Source organism: Acidilobus saccharovorans 345-15 (assembly GCF_000144915.1).
GTDB lineage: Archaea > Thermoproteota > Thermoprotei_A > Sulfolobales > Acidilobaceae > Acidilobus > Acidilobus saccharovorans.
The window spans coordinates 302,901-322,733 of sequence record NC_014374.1; the positions used below are offsets into that span (position 1 = coordinate 302,901).

The 19,833-nt window shown below is 54.0% G+C and carries 19 protein-coding genes; 12 read left to right on the top strand and 7 right to left on the bottom strand.

Annotation, left to right across the window (positions count from 1 at the left end):
* Nucleotide 1 precedes the first annotated feature (1 nt).
* Both tgtA and ASAC_RS01590 read right to left on the bottom strand, forming a co-directional pair.
* Nucleotides 2–1,549 (bottom strand): tRNA guanosine(15) transglycosylase TgtA, encoded by a 1,548-nt coding sequence (gene tgtA / locus ASAC_RS01585; protein ID WP_013266227.1) that lies wholly within the window; start codon nt 1,547–1,549, stop codon nt 2–4.
* Nucleotides 1,549–1,998 carry an Lsm family RNA-binding protein gene (locus tag ASAC_RS01590; RefSeq protein ID WP_013266228.1) on the bottom strand — a complete coding sequence of 150 codons (450 nt, stop codon included), beginning with the start codon at nt 1,996–1,998 and terminating at the stop codon, nt 1,549–1,551. Before ASAC_RS01590 ends, tgtA begins: the two co-directional genes overlap by 1 nt.
* A gap of 76 nt (nt 1,999–2,074) precedes the next feature.
* Between ASAC_RS01590 and ASAC_RS01595 the strand changes: the two genes are divergently transcribed.
* On the top strand, nt 2,075–2,536 hold the full coding sequence (locus tag ASAC_RS01595) for an acyl-CoA thioesterase (RefSeq protein ID WP_013266229.1): 462 nt from the start codon (nt 2,075–2,077) through the stop codon (nt 2,534–2,536).
* Here the strand turns inward: ASAC_RS01595 and arcC are convergent.
* Genes arcC through ASAC_RS01610 form a run of 3 tightly spaced genes read right to left on the bottom strand, consistent with a single transcriptional unit; the run spans nt 2,533 to nt 4,477 of the window.
* Nucleotides 2,533–3,450, bottom strand: a complete 918-nt coding sequence (gene arcC / locus ASAC_RS01600) for a carbamate kinase (protein WP_013266230.1) — start codon at nt 3,448–3,450, stop codon at nt 2,533–2,535. The two genes, ASAC_RS01595 and arcC, sit on opposite strands and share 4 nt — an antisense overlap.
* Before the next feature lie 27 nt (nt 3,451–3,477).
* Nucleotides 3,478–4,233, bottom strand: a complete 756-nt coding sequence (locus ASAC_RS01605; protein WP_013266231.1) for a phosphoribosyltransferase family protein — start codon at nt 4,231–4,233, stop codon at nt 3,478–3,480.
* 16 nt (nt 4,234–4,249) lie between these two features.
* Complete coding sequence (locus ASAC_RS01610) at nt 4,250–4,477, bottom strand: 30S ribosomal protein S17e (protein WP_013266232.1); 228 nt, start codon at nt 4,475–4,477, stop codon at nt 4,250–4,252.
* A gap of 129 nt (nt 4,478–4,606) precedes the next feature.
* Here ASAC_RS01610 and thsB point away from each other — a divergent pair, with 129 nt between their 5' ends.
* From thsB to ASAC_RS01645, 7 genes are all read left to right on the top strand, one after another.
* Nucleotides 4,607–6,289: a thermosome subunit beta gene (gene thsB / locus ASAC_RS01615; protein ID WP_013266233.1), complete on the top strand. Its 1,683-nt coding sequence runs from the start codon at nt 4,607–4,609 to the stop codon at nt 6,287–6,289.
* Nucleotides 6,290–6,481: 192 nt separating this feature from the next.
* Nucleotides 6,482–7,543, top strand: a complete 1,062-nt coding sequence (locus ASAC_RS01620; protein WP_013266234.1) for an NAD(P)-dependent glycerol-1-phosphate dehydrogenase — start codon at nt 6,482–6,484, stop codon at nt 7,541–7,543.
* A 102-nt stretch (nt 7,544–7,645) separates the two neighbouring features.
* Nucleotides 7,646–8,284 (top strand): archaeal proteasome endopeptidase complex subunit beta, encoded by a 639-nt coding sequence (psmB, locus tag ASAC_RS01625; protein WP_013266235.1) that lies wholly within the window; start codon nt 7,646–7,648, stop codon nt 8,282–8,284.
* 42 nt (nt 8,285–8,326) lie between these two features.
* Nucleotides 8,327–10,351, top strand: a complete 2,025-nt coding sequence (locus ASAC_RS01630; RefSeq protein ID WP_013266236.1) for a beta-CASP ribonuclease aCPSF1 — start codon at nt 8,327–8,329, stop codon at nt 10,349–10,351.
* Between the two features lie 9 nt (nt 10,352–10,360).
* Nucleotides 10,361–11,596, top strand: coding sequence for an Nre family DNA repair protein (locus ASAC_RS01635; RefSeq protein ID WP_013266237.1), 1,236 nt, complete (start codon nt 10,361–10,363; stop codon nt 11,594–11,596).
* Between the two features lie 96 nt (nt 11,597–11,692).
* Nucleotides 11,693–12,160: a Fur family transcriptional regulator gene (locus tag ASAC_RS01640; RefSeq protein WP_148217099.1), complete on the top strand. Its 468-nt coding sequence runs from the start codon at nt 11,693–11,695 to the stop codon at nt 12,158–12,160.
* A 155-nt stretch (nt 12,161–12,315) separates the two neighbouring features.
* Entirely contained in the window at nt 12,316–13,305 is a 990-nt protein-coding gene (locus tag ASAC_RS01645) for an acyl-CoA thioesterase (protein ID WP_013266239.1), read from the top strand.
* 2 nt (nt 13,306–13,307) lie between these two features.
* On the opposite strand, the gene ASAC_RS01650 is transcribed toward ASAC_RS01645, so the two are convergent.
* Nucleotides 13,308–14,501 (bottom strand): thiolase family protein, encoded by a 1,194-nt coding sequence (locus ASAC_RS01650; protein WP_013266240.1) that lies wholly within the window; start codon nt 14,499–14,501, stop codon nt 13,308–13,310.
* A 143-nt stretch (nt 14,502–14,644) separates the two neighbouring features.
* Between ASAC_RS01650 and ASAC_RS01655 the strand changes: the two genes are divergently transcribed.
* The 4 genes from ASAC_RS01655 to ASAC_RS07685 are packed head-to-tail and all read left to right on the top strand — an operon-like array spanning nt 14,645 to nt 18,285.
* Nucleotides 14,645–15,631, top strand: a complete 987-nt coding sequence (locus ASAC_RS01655) for a uroporphyrinogen decarboxylase/cobalamine-independent methonine synthase family protein (protein WP_238523620.1) — start codon at nt 14,645–14,647, stop codon at nt 15,629–15,631.
* Nucleotides 15,628–16,620: a methionine synthase gene (locus tag ASAC_RS01660; protein WP_013266242.1), complete on the top strand. Its 993-nt coding sequence runs from the start codon at nt 15,628–15,630 to the stop codon at nt 16,618–16,620. Before ASAC_RS01655 ends, ASAC_RS01660 begins: the two co-directional genes overlap by 4 nt.
* Nucleotides 16,614–17,678, top strand: a complete 1,065-nt coding sequence (locus ASAC_RS01665; protein ID WP_013266243.1) for an AIR synthase-related protein — start codon at nt 16,614–16,616, stop codon at nt 17,676–17,678. Before ASAC_RS01660 ends, ASAC_RS01665 begins: the two co-directional genes overlap by 7 nt.
* Entirely contained in the window at nt 17,671–18,285 is a 615-nt protein-coding gene (locus ASAC_RS07685) for an adenylate kinase family protein (protein WP_083773993.1), read from the top strand. Before ASAC_RS01665 ends, ASAC_RS07685 begins: the two co-directional genes overlap by 8 nt.
* Here ASAC_RS07685 and ASAC_RS01670 read toward each other — a convergent pair.
* A complete protein-coding gene (locus ASAC_RS01670; RefSeq protein ID WP_013266244.1) occupies nt 18,166–19,815 on the bottom strand; it encodes an ATP-binding protein in 1,650 nt (549 codons plus the stop codon). The two genes, ASAC_RS07685 and ASAC_RS01670, sit on opposite strands and share 120 nt — an antisense overlap.
* Between the last annotated feature and the right edge of the window lie 18 nt (nt 19,816–19,833).

Consider the following 19,833-nt stretch of genomic DNA (forward strand, 5'->3'; position numbering starts at 1 on the left):
CTCAGCTATTCCGAGCCTTCGGTTCCCCCTTTAAATCCCTTGCCCATAAGACCTTCAGGCCCATCCTCTGCATCTCCTGCCCAATCTCTAGGCTCCAGCGCTTCTTCGGTGTAGCCTCAATTATGATGTCGTGGCCCTCCCTCTTGAGCCTTATCACGAGCGCTCGGAGGAAATTAACCAGGTCCCTGATAACGTCATCAGGCACGGGCTCGCCGTAGCTGAACTGGGCCGTTGGGTAGGCGCCGCAGATCTCCTCAGGCACAGCGCCAAGATATGGGATGTAGTATACCAGGGAGAGCCCGTCAGCCTTGGACTGCTGGCACATGCCGCTCCTGCTGAGCAGTGGGGCCAGCCTGACCAGGTTAAAGGGAGGCCTGTAGCGGAGCAGCACCCACGTCCTTAACCTTATGATCCTTGGGTTCCACGTGCTCTCTATGGAGAACAGCCTGGCCCCGCGGAGGCCGCCCTTGCTGGTCGGCGTGAACGACTCCATGTACCTGTAGTACTTGCTTATGGCCCTTAGCGCTTCCCGCATCTCCGGGCGATAGTGAGAAACCTCAACTAAGAGCTCCCAGAGCCTCCCCTCCCTTATGCTCTGCTTAACCCTCTCTATGGACCTCTTTATCGCGTAGAGGTTGTGTATCGCAAGAAGCTTCCTCCTTTGTTCAGGGGGCATCTCAAGCAGGTCCTTTGGCGTGTACTTCCTGCACACGGGACATGAACACGGGAAGTACTCCAGCTCCTGAAGCTTTACGGTGCCGTAGTCCGTTATGTACCTGTCGTCCCTCGCGTACAGCATGTATGAGGCCGAGTCGAAGGTATCAACGCCAAGGGCCACCGCGAAAGGGAACATCAGCGGGTGACCTGCCCCAAAGAGGTGCACGGGCCTCTCGGGCCTGAGGAACCTCTTGGCAGCGCCTATCATGTCTACAACCACTTTATAGTTGTACTTTTCCATAAAGACGGTGGGGCTCCCTATTCCATACATGGGGTAGGGCAAGTCCGCTGACTCGCTGGCGCTCTTGGCAACTAGGTCAAGGTACTTGCCTCCCTGTATTGGGAGGACCCATATAGTCTTGGAGGTCTCAAGGTCAAGATAGGATATAGCTTCCCTGGCGTTGTTCAAAGTGTTTATGACGCTCTGCTCCGCCAGCCTTCTGCTGACGTCGCCCGTGGGATGGTCTAGGATTACGGCGATGTCGCTCTTTATGTCCTTCTCGAACGATACAACGGTCCTCTGGTCGATGTCTATAGATCCATACTCCAGCATTTGATAGGCTCCTGAGTCGGTCATTATAACGCCGTCGAAGCCGAGAATACGGTGAACTCCCATCTCCCTGGCTTTGTCGCCAAACCTCCTGTAAAGCAGGTAGGCGTTAGTTATAACCTGATTAAAGCCCGCCTCCTTGATCTCCTGTAGGTCAATCTCCTGGCGCAGTGGGTCCACCACTGGAAAAAAAGCTGGCGTCTCAACGCGTCCCGAGGCTGTCTCAAGGACCCCTATCCTGCCCGCCAGCTCGAAGTCTTTAATCCTAAATACGTTAGGCATCAGCTGATTACAACCCCCTTCGTCCTCAGGTACTCCCTGAAGAGCGTGTTGACCTTCTGCGCCAGGGGACCCGAGCCCTCCACGCCGTTCTTTGAGACCCTTATGGTCCTGCTGACCTCAACCACGTTAGCGTCCTCATACACTTTGACCTGCGACCTGTCAATGTTGCCGAACCTGAGCAGGAACTCCATGAACTCCTTGGCGTTAAACACCTCAGACTCCCCGACCTTTATTTCGGCCAGGCGACTTCCACTTATTATTATGATAGGCCACTGATTGCCGGAGGAGTCCTTGGCCTCCTCTATTACAACGGAGAGCGTTGAGGGGTCAAAGCCCGTCAACTTGCCTGTGTAGGTCTTGCCGTCGCTAGTTGTAACGATGACGACGTGGTCTATGAGGCTGTTGAGCTTCGCCGTGAACCTCCGCGCAGGCTCCGTGGCTATTGACATAGCGCCTACACCTAGCTTTAGAGCCGCGGATAAGGGAATAAAAACAGTATTTAGGCGCTAATGCTAGGCGGTTCACATGGCTTCCAGGCCCATATTTTCAGCCTCCTATAGGGTTTACTGGAGTGAGACCGATGCTGCGTGCTGGATGCACTTCTCCAACTATTTCAGGGTTTGCGAAAGGACTGAAGAGGAGTTCTTGGCAAGGCTCGGCTTTACCCAGGACAGCCATCCTGGTAAAAGGCTAATAATGCCAAGGGTCAGCGCTAAGTGCGACTACAAGAGCCCCCTGGGCCCTGGGGACTCCTACAGGGTGGACATAACTGGCATTATAATAGGCAGGAGCAGCCTCACGTACGAGTACGAGATCTATAATGAGACCACGAACAGGCTGGCGGCTAAATGCACTATAGTTACGGTAGCCTACGATGAGAACCTGAGGGGGTCCGTGGAGCTTCCGCGCGAACTGAAGGAGAAGCTGCTTGCCGCGGGCGCCAGACTGCGCGATGAGGTTAACGATAGCATAAAAGCGACGGGCTAGGGCCTTATCCTTGTGCCTGACGAGCCCCTGACCACTTCAGGGAGCTCGTCAAGGCTTCCTATCATAGCGATCTTTTTAGTGGACCTAACGAACCTCAGCGCGGCTAAGACTTTCGGCCCCATGGAGCCCGGAGGGAACTCCCCCTTCCTGTAGTACTCCTCAAGCTCATCAGCGGAGACCTCGTCAAGCCAACGCTCGTTGGGCTTCCCAAAACCTATGGCAACGCCTCTGACGTCGGTTAGGATTATGAAGAGGTCGGCCTTGAGCTTGACCGCGAGCAGGGAACTCGCAAGGTCCTTGTCTACGACGGCCTCGACAGGCCTTAGGCCCTCCGGCGTCCTCATAACGGGTATGCCTCCCCCTCCCGCTGATATAACAACCATACCTTCCCTGGCCAGCTCTTCTATTAAGTCCGACTCCAGTATGTCCAGAGGCTCTGGGCTCGGCACTACCCTCCTGTAACCTCCCCTTGGGTCCTGCTTGAACGTCCAGCCGTATTCGGACGAGAGCCTCTTAGCTTCGGCCTCGCTGAAGTAAGCGCCGACAAACTTCGTCGGATTCTTGAACGAAGGGTCATTCGCGTCCACGAGGGTCCTCGTTATTATAGCAACAGCCCTCCGCCTGCCCTGGAAGGCCTCCTCTAGGGCCATCTGAAGCATGAAGCCCAGCCACCCCTGGGTCATAGCGTCAGCTAGATCCATGCTCTGGGAGGGATAACCCTTAGCCATGTTCATAACTTCAAGCAGGTAGCCCACCTGCGGCCCATTTCCATGTGTTATTATTATTTCATCCTGCTGGAAGGTCTTTGCTATAAGCGAGGCCGTCCTCCTAACATTGCTCCACTGTTCCTCAGGGCTTCCCTTTTCACCCTTTCTAAGTATGGCGTTACCGCCCAGAGCTATTACTATGCGCACAGCGAACGCCGTTAAGTCATGAATTCCTTAGGTATTTGAACTTTCTTGGCCGTTAACTTCCCTCTTAAATTCACTTACTTCCCACGGAAATACTATCCATTTACTGACCTGATCAGCATAGTAGTCAGGAACTAGTTTGGTCCAGGGCTTTATGTAAAGGGCCGCCGTCCTTATCTCAGTTGGCATGTAGAGCGATAGCGCTTGCACGGAGAACTGGAGCGTAAGCCCCGAGTCGCTCACGTCATCAACTAAAAGGACCTTCTTGTCCTTTATTGGAAGCGTGAGCGGCTGCCTCAGGAAGGGCCTCTCGCCCCTCTGCCCTGGTGATATGTAGAGCTTCACCTCCAGGGTGCCTATGTCTTCGACCCCCAGCCTATCGGCCAGCAGCCTCCCAGGTATTAGGCCGCCCCTCATTATGCACACTATGGCGTCGGGCCTGAAGCCGGAGCTGTTTATTTTCTCAGCTATTCTCTCCACGGCTTCGTCTATCTGGCTCCACGTTATCCACTGAAACCTATCGTCCCCTCCATGATTTACCGGGAGCACGACTATTTCTTTAGCTTGGCGGCTTCTGTCAAGGAGCCTGCTATCAACGCCGTCCACGAAGACCAGAAACCCAGGCCTGGGGGTCCCGTCCTGGGAGAGCACGGAGCTAAGTCCCGGATACTGTGACAGCAACTTCTTGAGGACATCGGTCCAGCTGCTCCCCTCAACCAGAACTTCTTGAGCCCCTCCAGCCAGGTCCCTTAGGGCTGCCAGGAGCTTTACCCTAGTAGTTGGCAAGGGGGCTCAGGCCCTCTCAGCTGGTCTTAGTCTCCTCGCTCAGGCGCTTCTGCCTCTCCTTGTTAATTCTTACCAGGCTAGTTATGTACCCGGCGACCTGGTTCCTGAGCTTCTTTGAGGACCAATAGGTCAGCTGCGACACCACTTTCTTGTTGTTTTCAAAGCTTTCAGTGAACAGGTTAGGGTACTTCGCCAGGAGCTCCCTGGCAGTCCTCTTGACCAGCGTCGTCCTAACCTTACCCATCTTACCACCAGGAGCCCCTGTGGGGTCAGACATTAAAAGCATTAGGAAGACAACCCTGACGTCTCAGAAAAGCTTTTATAGAAGCACTCTAACATAAATTCAAGGAACATTAAGGCGGGTGAATAATCTATGGCCTCACAGCTTGAAACCATGGGAGTTCCAGTGATCATACTCAAGGAGGGCACTCAGAGAACTGCTGGTAGGGAGGCCCTTCGCAACAACATGATGGCAGCCATCGCAGTATCGGAGATCCTCAAGACCACGTATGGCCCTAAGGGCATGGACAAGATGCTCGTTGACAGCCTCGGCGACGTAACTATAACCAACGACGGGGCCACAATACTTGACAAGATGGACATACAGCACCCCGCCGGCAAGATGCTGGTCCAGGCCGCCAAGGGCCAGGACGAGGAGGCCGGCGACGGAACTAAGACCTCAGTAATATTCGCTGGGGAGCTGCTCAGGCAGGCTGAGGACCTCATAGACAGGAACATACACCCAACTATAATAATACAGGGCTACAAGAGCGCCGTTGACAAGGCCATAGAGGTCCTCAACAGCATAGCCGAACCAGTTTCGATAGACGACACTGACAAGCTAATGAAGGTCGCCATGACCAGCCTCAACAGCAAGGCTGTTGGCGAGGCCAGGGAGTACTTTGCCAAGATAGTTGTCGACGCCGCTAGGGCTGTAGCTGAGAAGAGGGGTGACAGCTGGTACGTCGACATAAACAACGTGCAGATAGTCAAGAAGCACGGCGGCGCCCTTACAGACACCCAGCTGGTGAACGGCATAGTAATAGACAAGGAGGTCGTTCACCCCGACATGCCAAAGAGGGTCGAGCACGCTAAGATAGCCGTGCTTGACGCCCCGCTTGAGATACAGAAGCCTGAGATAGACATGGAGATTAGCATATCGTCGCCCGACGCCATAAAGAGGCTGCTCGACAAGCAGGAGAAGATACTGCAGGACAAGGTGGAGAAGATAGCCGCCACCGGCGCCAACGTGGTGATAACCCAGAAGGGAATTGACGACGTGGCCCAGCACTTCCTGGCGAAGAAGGGGATACTTGCCGTGAGGAGGGTTAAGAGGAGCGACATAGAGAAGATAGCCAGGGCAACAGGCGCCAAGATAGTGACAAACTTGGACGACCTCAAGCCTGAGGACCTGGGCTACGCTGACCTAGTCGAGGAGAGGAAGGTAGGAGAGGACAAGATGGTCTTCATAGAGGGCGCCAAGAACCCCAGGAGCGTGACCATACTGATACGCGCCGGCTTTGAGAGGATGGTGGACGAGGCCGAGAGGGCCATACACGACGCGCTGAGCGCCGTGGCCGACGCTATAATGGACGGCAAGGTGGTTGCAGGCGGAGGCGCCGTGGAGGCCGAAGTCGCTAAGGCCCTGAGGGAGTGGTCGAAGGGCGTTCCAGGCAAGATGCAGCTAGCCGTTGAGGCCTTCGTGAAGGCGCTTGAGGCGCTGCCACAGACGTTGGCCACCAACGCTGGCTATGATCCGATAGACATACTCATGAAGCTTAGGAGCGCCCACTCCGACCCCTCAAAGAAGTGGTACGGCATAGACCTGAACACTGGCAACATAGTTGACATGTGGGCCAATGGTGTGGTGGAGCCGCTCAGGGTCAAGGTAAACGCGTACAAGGCTGGAACAGAGGCCGCGACGCTGATACTGAGGATTGACGACATGGTGGCCGCGAAGAAGAGCTCAACCGGGCCAAGCTCAGGCAAGAAGGAGGGCGGCGAGGAGGAGGAGTCTTCGTCAAGTACTTCAAGCACCTCGAGCTTAAGCGACTGAATAACGGCGCCACCTGAGTAGATGTGGCCTAGGTTTTCTTCGTTTTCTTCTTTTGATCAAAGAAACTTTCCAAGAGCTCGTTGCTGCCCTTTTTAAATGTTGTCAGGCTCTTCTTGGTGAATCTTCTGGGAGGTTACGCTGCCTTATAGCTGCCTTTTATTGTTAGGCCTACAGAGCGCATTGGAGATTCGGATGGAACAGCACATAATAGAACTGCCAAAGAGGATCGTAGTTGGAGAGGGCGCGCTGAAGAGCCTTGGAGGGCATTTTAGGGACATGTTCCCCAGCGGCTCGCTGGTGTTTGTGGTCACTGGGCCTCACATAATAAACTCGCTGTATAACGATGTTAAGCAGATCCTTGAGGATAACGGTTTTAGTGTGACGTATACTATAGCAGGACCCGCTACCGTAGATGAGGCAAACAGGGTTGCGGAGGAGGCCAAGAGGGATCGAGCGGACGTGCTCCTAGGCTTAGGGGGCGGGAGAAGCATAGACCTGGCTAAGTACGCGGCCGCGGAGTCAGGCAAGGAGTTCGTCAGCGTGCCCACAGCGCCTAGCCATGACGGTATAACAAGCCCCTTTGCCACGCTGAGGGGGTTTGAAAGGCCGTATTCAAAGTTGGCCAAACCGCCGAGGCTTCTGCTATTGGACATAGACGTTATATCATCTGCACCAAAGAGGCTCGCCTCTGCGGGCTTCGGCGACCTGATAGGTAAATATACCGCGGTGCTCGACTGGAGGCTCGCCCATAACCTCAGGGGCGAGTACTATGGGGCCTACGCGGCCAGCTTAGCGCTTATGAGCGCGAGACACGTAGGGGCCTATGCCAGGAAGATAGGGCTTGGCAGCAAGGATGGCATAAGGGCCCTCGTGGAGGCCCTGGTGAGCAGCGGAGTGGCCATGTGCATAGCTGGGAGCAGCAGGCCTGCCAGCGGGTCTGAGCACCTGTTTGCCCACGCGCTCGAGATGATAAGCAAGAGGCCGCCCCTTCATGGTGAAGCAGTGGGCGTGGGAACGATACTTATGTCATACCTTTACGGTAAGGACTGGGTTCGCATAAGGAGGCTGCTGAAGGAGGCAGGGGCCCCAGTTAATGCCAGGGAGCTGGGAGTCACAGATGATGAGGTTATAGAGGCCTTGGTAAAGGCTGCATCGATAAGGCCTGAGAGGTACACCATACTGGGTGAGAAGGGCTTAACAAGGGATGCAGCAGAGGAGTTGGCTACTAAGACTAAAGTTATCAATGGGGACTGAAGATATAAAACTCGGCAAACTGAACCTCTCCGAAACCTTCGATCAAACTGTGGCGAGGCCCGCGGATGCATCTTTAAAAATCTGCCGTGCAGTAAACCGCTGGTGAAGAAAGTGTTCAGTTATGACGCACTAAACAGATACGGCAGGGGTTGGCATGGGACAACGACCGTAGGCCTGATAGCGGGCGACTATGTAGTTCTTGCCGCGGATAAGAGGGCCACCGCTGGGACCCTGATAGCAAGCCGCACAGTTAAGAAGATAGTTAAGCTTACGGACTACGCCGCAATGACCATATCAGGCCTCGTGGCAGATGCGCAGGCCTTGGCCGATGCCGTAAGGGAGGAGGCCAGGTACTATGAGCTTGACAGGGGCAAGAGGCTGAGCGTCTACGGCATGGCAACCCTTCTGGCCAATATACTCTCGTCGAGCAAGTACTTCCCATACCTGGTTCAGTTGATAGTTGGTGGATACGACACTGCTCCACACCTCTACGCCATAGACCCTTACGGAGGGGTCACAGAGGAGAAGGTCACATCTACGGGGTCAGGCTCCCCCGTGGCCCTCGGGGTCCTGGAGAGGGGCTACAAGGAGGGCATATCATTGGACGACGCTGTAAACCTAGCCGCTGAGGCCATAAGGTCCGCCATACTTAGGGACTCGGCCACGGGCGATGGGATAGACGTCACGATAATAGGGCGCTCTACCTATCAGGAAAAGTTTATACCTTTTCAACCACGCTAATCTTTTGTAGGAACTGTAGACCGTTCCTGCGGTGGTGCAGCTTTGGAGAGCCAGTCTCAACCAGGCGAAGAGAGGCGCCTGATATCAGGGCTTGAGCTGCGGAGACGAATAGTCGAGGAGATATACAAGAACCTCGGCAGCGCTGAGATAGCCAAGATAGAGTTTGAGGGCCCAGAGATAGCGATCTACGTTAAGAACCCCAAATGGATGCTGGAGGGCGAGGAGAAAGTAAAGGAGCTCGCCAAGCTCCTCAGGAAGAGGATAGTGGTTAGGAGCGACCCAAAGGCCAGGGCGACCAGGGAGGCCACGATAAAGTACATACTTGAGAACGCCCCTCAGGACGTTACCATAGACCCGAGCGACATACAGTTTGATGAAGTCCTTGGAGAGGTGAGGGTGCTAACTGACAAACCCGGAAAGCTGATAGGGAAGGGCAAGACGTTCAGGAACCAGGTTCTAGCGGCCACAGGATGGAGGCTTGAGGTGCAGAGGAAGCCGCCCCTGGTCAGCAAGACGCTGGCGTCGCTCAACACTCTTTACCTGATGGCATCAGGCGAGAGGAGGCACGCGCTCAGGGAGATAGGGGAGAGGATCTACAGGGACATGATCTCAGGGCCCCGTTACGTGAGAATTACTGGCCTTGGAAGCTTCGGGGAGGTCGGTAGGTCCTGTATACTGATAGATACCTCGGAGAGCAAGATTTTACTTGATGTTGGCTTCGCCCAGAGCGGCTTTGGCCCTGACGCATACCCCATGTTTGACGCCCCTGAGCTGAGGCTTGACGAGCTGGATGCTGTAGTCATATCGCACGCTCACATGGATCACGTGGGCCTGGCCCCCATGCTCTACAAGTACGGTTACCGTGGGCCCATATACATGACTCCTGCCACGCGCGACATAGCCACCCTCATGTTGCAGGACTTCATAAACCTCTACATAAGGGAGGGCAAGGAGCCCCCCTACACCCAGAAGGACCTGATTACTATGCTTAATCACACTATAACAGTAAACTACGATGTCGTCACCGACCTTTCGCCTGACGCAAAGCTCACCTTCAGCGATGCCGGCCACATACTGGGCTCTGCCCTGGTGCACATACACATAGGTCAGGGCCTTTACAACATACTTTACACAGGAGACCTCAAGTACTACAGCGTAAGGGATAACAAAGCCCTGAGACTCCAGCCCCCTGCCAACACGGAGTTCCACCGCATCGAGACGCTAATAATGGAGAGCACCTACGGAGCCACGGAGACGCCCACCCGCGAAGAAGCTGAGCAGCAGCTGATGGATCTGATCAACAGAACCTATAAGAGGGGAGGTAAGGTGCTGTTGCCAGTCATGGCAGTGGGAAGGTCGCAGGACATGATGGTCCTCCTCAACAAGGCTATGCAGGAGAAGAAAATACCTGAGATGCCCATCTACATAGATGGCCTAATCTACGAGGTCACTGCAATTTATACGGCTTACCCGGAGCTCCTCTCGAAGGAGATAAGGGACCAGATACTCAACGAAGGAGCGAACCCGTTCATTGGACCACAGATGGTGTTCGTGAACGACCAGAGCAAGAGGGATGAAGCCATATACAGCCAGGGACCAGCGATAATAATTTCAACAAGTGGAATGATGACAGGAGGTCCCATACTTGAGTACTTTAAGGCATTAGCGGGCGATCAGAAGAACTCGCTAGTCTTCGTGAGCTATCAGGCGGCTGGGACGCTTGGCAGGAGAATAGTTGAAGGTGAGCGGGAAGTACAGTTAGAGGACGAGAACAGGCTTAAGACGTACAAGGTGAACCTCGAGGTCGCAAGAATAGAGGGCTTCTCAGGCCACGCCAACAGGAGTGAGCTGCTGGCTTTCCTGAGGAGGCTCGCGCCAAAGCCCAGGACCATAATACTTAACCATGGCGAGCCTGCTGGGCTTTCCGCGCTGGCCTCAACAATTAAGGGTAGGTGGGACAAGCTAGGCTTTGATGCATCCCCAGAGGTGGTGGTGCCCGAGAACCTCGAGACCATAAGGGTATACCCCAGATCCTCAAAACTGCACAACGCCCTACTTTACAGTTGAGGGAGCGATTTGCCCTCCATACCCCCTGAGCTGTGCGCCAGGTGCAAGGGCTACAAGCTACTCTGCGGCCTGCCAAGGTGCCCCATACTGGAGAGGTTCAGAGTCCAGGTAAACGCCGTGCAGAGGATAAATGGAAAGGACGTGGTGGGCTCCACGCCTCCAAGCGTGCTGGTCGGCGAGTATGGATACCCTAAGGTCTCGTTTTACTACATGGTGCCCCCAGGTAAGTCATCAGATGAGGCGGCGTACTATGATGCGCCTAAGCTATGGGCGGAGAGGAGGGAGACCCTCGGTAATATAGTGAAGCTCAGGGGGGAGATGGTATCCGCCTATGTAAGGCTTGACGTCAATGAACCTTGGAGGTTGTACGAGACAGAGCTAGGGCTTGCGTCGCTCTCGGAGAGGCCCGTGGAGAGTGACGTACTCCTGAAGTCACTGCCGCTTCCGCAGCTCAAGTTTGACGGCATGACAAAACCCATGGGGCCCAGGGCCCCAGCCGAGAAGGTTATTGTGAGTGGGGCTCCCAAGCTTCAGAGAAAGGCCGAGGAGGCGATCTGGGACGATGCCAAAGCTGAAGATATAATATGGGAACTCTACCAGGCAGGTGTCGACGTCTATAAGATACAGGACATGCTAAGCCTTGGATTTCTTGGAAGGCTCAGGGCCAGAAAGCTGGTTCCAACAAGGTGGGCAATAACTGCAGTTGACGATATAATTTCAAGAAGGTTAAGGAGAGAGGTGAGGGACTTTAGAAGCGTTGACAGCGTTGAGGCAAGGGAAGCGGAGTACTTAGGGAACCGTTTCTTAGTAATCCTTATGCCTGGCGAGGGCACCTTCGAGTGGATAGAGGTGTGGCATCCGAGGGGCCTCTGGACACAGCAGGCCGAGAGGCCAATAGTGGAGCGAGTAGAGGAGGACCCGCTTGGAAGGGCATCAGCCATGGACGGCGGCTTCTCCGCGGCCCGTTTGGCGGTGCTTGAGGGCCTGAGAAGCTCAGCAAAGAAAGCCGACGTTGTAATTTTAAGGGAAATCCTGCCTACATACTATGCCCCAGTGGGCAACTGGCACATACGCGAGACCGTCAGGAGGGCCATGTCGAGCGAGTCGAAGGTATTCGATAGCGTGCAGGCGGCTGCCGAGTACGCAGCTAGCTGGCTCAGGGCGAGCCCTCAGGACGTTTTGGCCCAGAGCTCCCTGTTGGGCTTTAGGGCGAGGCAGAGAAGGTTGACAGACTTCCTAAGGTAGCTAAGGCCGGCTGTAACTTAACTCAGCGAGTGACAGTATTAATATGAAGTTAAGTATAAAAACTTTTCAACACAAAAGGGTTCCAGAGTGCTAGCTATGGCAGAGGACGAGTGGGTAAAATCAAAGCTACAGGAGGTGCTGGAAAAAATAAGCTCTGAGGACAAGAGGATAACTCCGCAGAGAGTCCTCCTGACAAAACTTATATTATCAAAGGTCAAGGAGCACGCCTCGCTTAAGGAGCTCTTCGACGCCGCGCAGGAGGAGCTTCCCCGTGTGGGCATTTCCACGGTCTATAATACCATAAAGATGCTGGAGAGCATGGGCATCGTGGATACATTCATTGTAAATGATAAACTGAGGATAGATCAGCCTATACCTCACATAAACGTGTACTGCCTGGACTCTGACAAAATCTTTGACGTTGATGGTGACGTAGCATCCACGGTCATGGATTCCTTGAAGTCAAAGGGGCTCAACGTTAAGAAGATAGTGGTTGAGGCCTACTGCAGCGGAGAAAAGAAGGAAGACAGAGGGCCAGGAGACAGCATCTCCAACCTTATTTAGCTCAGCTGAAGGTTCGTTAGGCGAACGCGAACCCGTTCTAGCTCGCGTGTCAAAGGAGCAGTGCTACCTTTTTAAATAAACTCTAGCACTCTAAGGTGGTGGTTTAGGTGGCCCGAGCGAGCTGCGAAAGAACACTGTCGCCATTGCAGACTGTCATGACATCCGTGTTTCAAGCGCTGCCTATGCATGCTAACCCCCTGGGGATGTTATTTGGAGGCATCATGGAGGACTGGATGGTTCAGGTCTCGAGTATGGAGGCAACCAGGATAGCCAGGAGGCCGACGCTGCTGGCAAGTCTTGAAAGCCTCTACTTCCTCTCACCCGTGCTTGTCGGCGAGAACGCCATAATAACGGCATGGGTTGACTACGTTGGCAACAGCAGCATTGACCTCAGCCTCTTGGTAGAGGCCGAGAATCCAATAATGAACGAGAAGAGGCTAACGACGCTAGCCCACATGACCTATGTGGCCGTGGGAAGGGACCTGAGGCCCGTCCCCGTGGGGGTCTGCATAGAGCCTAGAACCCCAGAGGAAGAGGCCCTCTACGAGGACGCTATCAAGAGAAGGAAGGCCAGGGAGGAGAGGATAAAAGATAGAAGGCAGAGGGTCTTTGACACGTCCCCTCCCAGGGGCCTCCTCGACAAGTATACGGTGGTAACTAATAAGGTTGTGATGCCTGAGGACGTTATGCAGATAAACACCCTCTTCGCTGGGAGGCTAATGAGACTCCTTGATGAGGTAACCGCCTTAGTGGCAACAAGGTACGCTCGCGGGCCAGTGGTGACAGCCTCTGTGGACAGCACCGACTTCTACACTCCGATACTCCTGGGGGAGACTATAGTGGCCTATAGCACGCTGACTTATGTGGGCAAGTCAAGCATGGAGGTGATGGCTAAGGTAATCAAGCGGGATGAGATAACTGGCGAGGAGCGCCACACGACGACGAGCTACTTTACGCTAGTCCATGTAGGCCCCACTGGCAGGAGCGAGCCCGTGGAACCCTTTACACCGACGGAGGACTGGCAGAAGAAGCTTATGGCAGAGGCTGAGGAGAGGAGGAGCCTGAGGCTTGAAGGCCTTCAGGCCTTCAGGGATAACGCAGAGAAAGTCAGAGAGCTTCTGGCACAGAAGGGGCTGGCGCCCTAGCCTTAGACTAACTCTATGGCTATGGAGGCTGCCCCTCCAAGTCCATGACATATTGACGCTACCCCTCTCTTGCCTCCGTGCCTCCTCAGGACGTTAATCAGCTCCAGGGTTATCCTTGCGCCACTCATACCTAACGGATGGCCGACTGCTATGGCGCCTCCATGGACGTTCATGCGGTCATAGGGTATCCCCAGCTCCTTGTGCATTATATAGCTGTTCACTGCGAAGGCCTCATTGTTTTCCCAATAGTCAACCATATCAATAGTCCACCCGACGTCATCAAGCAGCTTCTTCACAGCCCCCACGGGCGCCGCGGGGAACCTCCAGGTCTCAACGCCGTGGTAGGCAAAGCCTACTATGCGCGCTATGGGCTTAAGACCAAGCGACTTAACGGCCTCCTCGCTCGCTATGAGAAGAGTTGCAGCCCCATCGCTGAGCTGGCTGCTGGAGCCCGCGGTGTGAGGTCCTCTGCTGGTGAAGGCGTAGGGCAGCGACTTGAGCTTCTCTATGCTGGTGTCCCTCCTTATCCCCTCGTCATGATCTAATACTACCTTTCCATTCTTTTCATAGGGTACCACGAAGTCCTTCATCAGGTTGCCATCCCACGCCTTAGCCGCACGCTCATGGCTTTCATATGATATTCTATCTAGCTCATCCCTTGGGGCGTTATACTCGGCCGCCGTCATGTCAGCCTCCTCGCCCATGACCTTATTAAGAAGCACGTCCCAGAGGCCATCGTATACCATAGCGTCTAAGATCTGCCACTCCCTACCTATGAGGTGTTTCATTCCCCACCTTGCGGATGACTGAATTATAAAGGGGGCCATACTCATAGATTCCATGCCACCCGCGGCAATTACGTTATAAGAGCCCGACGCTATATAGTTGGCAGCTGTTATTATAGCCGCCATGCCGCTTGCGCATACCATGTCAACGGTCATTGAGTCTATGTGATAAGGCACCCCACTCTTTATTGCTACCTGCCTAGCTGAGTCCATACCAGTGCCAGCCCTTATCACGTGCCCATAAATTAACATGTCAAGGTCTGACGGCTTGAGACCAGCCCTTTCAAGGACCTCCTTAAGCGTGAATGATGCCAGATCAACAGCCGGTATGTCCTTGTAAGCGCCTCCAAACTTGCCGACAGGCGTTCTAACGCCGTCTACTATGTAAACGTTCTGCTTAAGTTTGGGCATATTGCGTCCCAGCTCTGACAGAACTTAGAGGCTTATAATGACTTTTCTTGAGGCATTAATAAGGTCAAGGACCACGCAAGGCCTTCGGCTATGCGGCTCAAGCTTAAAAGAGCCACTAACACTGGGAGAGCGGGTGTCAATTATTGAAGCTATGGTCTATGGTGCTTGGGGGTTTTCCTCGCACGAGGGAGGCAAGGCATGCGTTAAGGGACATGGAAAGGGGTGCAGGCTCACAGGTTAGCATAGAGTGGAACGTGACCGCGGAGGAGGCAGCAGTGATAGGCGTTCAGGAGGCCCTGGGCTTCAGGTATGTGGTCGACGGAATGGTTGACTGGCATGACATATTCAGGCCATTCGTTAATGCATGGAGAAACGTCGCGGTGAGCGGCCTCCTAAGGTACTTTGATAATAACTTCTTCTACAGGGTGCCAGTGTTCACTGATAGGCCAGACCCTGATCATTTTGTATGGCCCCCGCGGATAAGAGCCTTCAGCAACATAGCAGAGCCTAGCCCGCTCAAGGCCGTTATACCAGGTCCTCTGACGTTCCTCCTGATGTCCAAGAATGCAAGCGAGCTAAGCAAAGAAGACTTGGCAGAGAGCATAGCGTCGGCGCTTGCAATGGAAGCGCAGGCTGCGGAGGAAGCGGGGGCCGCGCTCATACAAATAGACGAGCCCTATATGACTGACCAGGAGCTCTCTAGGGATGATGCAATATTAGGCGTCGAGCTCATAAATAGCATTGTATCTAGGCTCAAGGTACCTACAGTTGTATCGCTATACTTTGACGTGGCCAGGGAGGACGTCTACGAGGCTCTTCTGAACATAAAGGCAACATATATTTCCATAGACGTAGCTGATGCGCCCACCAGGGCGCTGTCGCTTATAGCAAAGAAGGGCCTTGGGGGCCATAAACCAATTCTAGGAGTCATAGACGCCAGGAGAATAGAGAGTGACGACTTTAATAAAATTAAGGACTGGGCGCTCCAGGTTTCCAAGGAAGCAGGTGATGAGGAGATAGGCCTCACAACCACTACTTGGTTTGATGTGATACCGTATACATATAGCCTCAGAAAGGCTTACCTACTCTCTACCATAACTGAAAGGCTTGGAGAGGTGATGTCACAGTGAGCTATCAAGTGCCTTCAAAGTTCCCAACCACGGTGATAGGCAGTTACCCAAAGCTTCCAGAGGCCAGCGAGCTGATAAAGAGAAGGGACCGCGGTGAGATTTCCGAGGAGGAGTTCCACAGGCTCATAAGAGGTCCCATAGCAGAGGTTGTAAAGGACTATTTAGAGGCCGGGATAGACATAGTCAGTGACGGTGAGCAGTCACGTGAAGACATGGTAGTTTACTTCGCGCAGCGGGTGCAGGGCTATGAGGAGGGCGAGTGGGTAAGGATTTACGATAACATGTACTTCAGGAAGCCTATAATTAAGGGGCCCCTCATAAGGACCTCGCCGCTTGCAATAGAGGACTGGCTTTACACCTCATCAATAAGCGGCGGGAGGCCCGTGAAGTTCATAATAACCGGACCCTATACCATGATGGAGTGGAGCTTCAACGTCTACTACAAAGACAGGAGTGAGCTTATTATGGCATTAGCCAAGGTGATAAGGGAGGAGGTCCTTGACGCTGTTAGGGCAGGCGCCAAGTACATACAGGTGGACGAGCCTGCGCTTTCAACAAGGCCCTGGAGGGAGGAGGCTGAGCTGGCGGGGGAAGCGCTGCGCTACGTCTTCTCCGGCATAGAGGCTAAGAGGGTAGTTCACATATGTTACGGTAGGCTTGAAAGAATTCTGCCCTATATACTGGATTATCCTGTCGACCAGTTCGCTCTTGAGTTCAAGAACAGCAACTTCAGGCTGCTGCCCTACTTGAAGGAGTACGGCTACAACAAAGAACTTGGTTACGGCGTGGTAGACGTTCACAGCATGCAGGTTGAGACGGTGAAGGAGGTGAAGGAAGCCATAGAGAAGCTAATGAAGCTTGACGTGCTACCCCCTGAGAAGGTTTACATAAACCCGGACTGCGGTCTCAAGCCATTGCCTCGCGAGGTCGCAAAGGCCAAGCTAGTCAACATGGTTAAGGCCGCCTCGGAGGCCAGGAGCGAATGGTAGATGACTACAGCATAAGACTTTATGAGGGTGGCTGGACCGGCAAGCTGCCCCAAGAGATTCTTGAGCAGATAGTGCTCTCAAGGGTAAGAGGATTAACCTGGGCGTCGACTCTCATGGGCCCGGCCATAGGGGAGGACGCGGCCTTAATAGACTTGGGGAGCTGCGTCATGGCAGTTCACAGCGACCCTATAACGGAGTCCCACTTCAGCGTGGGCTCCCTGGCAGTTGATGTGGCATCTAACGACATAGCTGTGAGGGGAGTAAGGCCTCAGTGGATGTTAGTTGACGTGCTAATGCCTGTAGGCTCTTTGCTCTCCTCGCTCAGCGCCGTCGTGAGCGAGCTCTCCTCAGAGGCCAGGCGGCTGGGGATAGAGATAGTAGGCGGCCATACCGAGGCGTCTCCAGGCTTGAAACACGCCATAGTAATAGCCACCGTGATGGGATGCGGCAGGCACGACTACATAGTAACAACCGCAGGCGCTAAGGAAGGAGATATAGTTATACAGGTTAACCCAACAGCCATGGAGGCTACCGCTATAATAGCTAACGACTTCAAGGACCTCCTCCTTGGCGCTGGCCTTAGTGAGAGCGAAATTAGTGAGGCATCCTCGCTGATCTCAAGGGCAAGCATAATGAACTACGCCCTTCCCCTGGCAGAGAGGAGGCTAGTCACATCTATGCACGACATAACTGAGGGAGGTCTCATAGGCGCCACTTACGAGGTTGCTAAGGCCTCTGGTCACGACATAACAATATATAGTGATAGCGTTGTGGTGGAGGACATAACAAGGAAGATATTTACTGCGCTTAAAATGGACCCGCTTAAGTCCATGGGAAGCGGCTCCTTCATAGCCACGGTAAGGCCCGAGAACAAAGAGAGGGTTCTTGAGCTCCTCAGGGACCTGGGTGTTAAATCATCAGTTATAGGCGTGGTGGGAGGAAGCTCTAGGACCCCCAAGTTAATTGTCAAAGGAAAAGGCTCAGAGCAGGTGTATTCGTCGCCGCCGGAGGACGAGGTTGCCAAGTTATGGTCTAGAGGGAGGGAGCCTAATGACTGAGCAGTTCGTAATAATAGTTGCTGGGACGCCAGGCGTTGGCAAGTCAACCCTCTCTAGCCTGCTCTCGGAGGAGCTGGGATGTAATGTAGTTGAGCCGTCACAGGTGGCTGTAAAAGAGGGCCTGGGGAGGCCGGACCCAGAGAGGCCTGGAACGCTCATAATTGATGAAGAGCGCCTTGTAAACTCTATACTGAATAAGTTGGGCCCCTGCACTATTGTGCCGACTCACTACCCGTCCCTCTTCTTAGACTTCGCAAATTTTAACGAGCTAGTTCCATTCGTTGTTCTTCTCAGGCTAAACCCGCTTGTGCTGTTCGAGAGGCTCCTGTCAAGGGGTTGGCCTCGCCGCAAGATTCTTGAGAACGTGATGGCCGAGGCGCTGGGCTCCGTGGCCGATGAGCTTATGGACTACAGCGATATGACTATAGAGGTTGACACGACAGGTATGAGCCCTCAGTCCGTGCTCTCCAGCGTCATATCCGGCGTTTCAGAGTGGAGGACTGGCATTAACATTGACTGGCTCTCCGACCCGGCCGTTGCTAACGCCGTCCCTCAGTGGGGCTCTGAGCTGGACCTTTACGAGAATGGGGTTTACAATGGTGGGTGACTGAACTATGGCCTCTCCAGGCTGCAGCTTATCAAGGAGGTTAATCATGTCATGGGATAAGTTCATGCTCTGAACTACCACCTCCTTATCCCTGAGGCTCCTAAGGGCGTGAACTATCTTAGTGTTGGCGTTCAGTAACACGTCGTTAGGCACCGCCGAGGGGCTCTGAGTTGCCAGGGCTATGTAGAGCCCGTACTTTCTAGACTCAGCCATTATGTGGCCCAGGAGGTCATTATCGTCGCTGAAGAGGTTATGGGCCTCGTCTATCGCAGCCACCACGGGCTTAGTCCTGTTCCTGTGGGAGAACATGGCTGCAAGCATTATTAGGGAGTAGGCCCTTCTGACGGTGTAGCTCTCTATCTCGTCAAGCAGCACTATCCTTGGGCTTTCCTCCAGCTCCTCGAGGTCCACAGAGCCGTTAAAGATGCCGGAGAACTTAGCGCTGGCAACTATGGCGACTTTCCTTAACAGCCCCCTCTTGACTTCCCTGTCCCACCTGGCCTCCTCAGGGTATGCCTCTATGGCCTCCTGAAGTTCGCCGAAGCTCCTTGGTATGCCATCGTTGAAGACCCTCATAACTATGTAGCTCTGAGGCTGGGTCAGATTCATGGCGCTGCTAAGCACGTCCAGCAGGAGCTCTGGGGACGACCGGAGCCCTTTGTCAGTAAACGGGTTAATGCCCCCATCCTTGAGGGGGCTCCATCTCTCCAAGCTGTCATTGACTAGCCTATTTATCTCGCCAGCCCAGTCAAAAGCCACGAAATTAATTCCAATGCTGCTGAGACCTTCAAGTATTGTAGTCAAGGTCGTGGTTTTGCCCGTGCCCGTTGAGCCGAAAATAGCCACGTGACCCTTTATATCATCCACGGTGAGCTGCACAGGCTTCGGGTAGGCGCCCTCGTAGGCAACTCCAAGTCTAAGCCCTGTCGTTTGCCCCTCCGAAGGCATTAACGGGAGGGAGCCCCTGGAGGGCTCTACTATGACCGGCTCGCCCTTACCGGTAGGCTCGAGAGCTTCAAGGCCCTTCACTAGGGACTCCGGCACCTCTTCCAGCTCGCTAAGCCTGGCGCCCTTAACGTTCATTGATATGAGGGTCTTCAAGATCTCAGCCTCAATGCTAACTTCTGAGGGGTTTGGGTTCATGACGCCTATGAGGGTCCTGCTGTAGCCTCCCTGAAGCATTGAAATTACCATGTATCTAGCTCTGCCGGCCTTAGCCCTCTCCTTCACTATGGAGGCCAACAGCTGGGAGGCCTGAGCCCTCTCTTCAGCGGTACCCGTGGTCACGACCTCTATTATCCTGAAACTCATGTTGTTAGATGGCGCTTTCCTGTTATGCCTCCTTATCGCTATTGAAACGCCAGCCACGGACGAGAGCAAGGCAGCGCCTGCGGCATCAATTGCAAGGCCCGTTGGTATCCTGAGGACCCCAGCGTCCAGCAGCAGTTTGGCTATGATCGCAGCGCTTGGTATTGAGGCTAACGGCCTGTATCTCCTGGGCACGCCGTCTATTAGTTTCTTGATCTCCATGGCTATCCGTAAGTATCT

Bases quoted from the DNA above. Each gene is read 5' to 3' on its own strand.
- tgtA (WP_013266227.1), bottom strand. From the start codon at position 1,549: ATGCCTAACGTATTTAGGATTAAAGACTTCGAGCTGGCGGGCAGGATA.
- ASAC_RS01590 (WP_013266228.1), bottom strand. From the start codon at position 1,998: ATGTCAATAGCCACGGAGCCTGCGCGGAGGTTCACGGCGAAGCTCAAC.
- ASAC_RS01595 (WP_013266229.1), top strand. From the start codon at position 2,075: ATGGCTTCCAGGCCCATATTTTCAGCCTCCTATAGGGTTTACTGGAGT.
- ASAC_RS01610 (WP_013266232.1), bottom strand. From the start codon at position 4,477: ATGGGTAAGGTTAGGACGACGCTGGTCAAGAGGACTGCCAGGGAGCTC.
- thsB (WP_013266233.1), top strand. From the start codon at position 4,607: ATGGCCTCACAGCTTGAAACCATGGGAGTTCCAGTGATCATACTCAAG.
- ASAC_RS01620 (WP_013266234.1), top strand. From the start codon at position 6,482: ATGGAACAGCACATAATAGAACTGCCAAAGAGGATCGTAGTTGGAGAG.
- ASAC_RS01640 (WP_148217099.1), top strand. From the start codon at position 11,693: ATGGCAGAGGACGAGTGGGTAAAATCAAAGCTACAGGAGGTGCTGGAA.
- ASAC_RS01645 (WP_013266239.1), top strand. From the start codon at position 12,316: ATGACATCCGTGTTTCAAGCGCTGCCTATGCATGCTAACCCCCTGGGG.
- ASAC_RS01650 (WP_013266240.1), bottom strand. From the start codon at position 14,501: ATGCCCAAACTTAAGCAGAACGTTTACATAGTAGACGGCGTTAGAACG.
- ASAC_RS01665 (WP_013266243.1), top strand. From the start codon at position 16,614: ATGGTAGATGACTACAGCATAAGACTTTATGAGGGTGGCTGGACCGGC.
- ASAC_RS07685 (WP_083773993.1), top strand. From the start codon at position 17,671: ATGACTGAGCAGTTCGTAATAATAGTTGCTGGGACGCCAGGCGTTGGC.
- ASAC_RS01670 (WP_013266244.1), bottom strand. From the start codon at position 19,815: ATGGAGATCAAGAAACTAATAGACGGCGTGCCCAGGAGATACAGGCCG.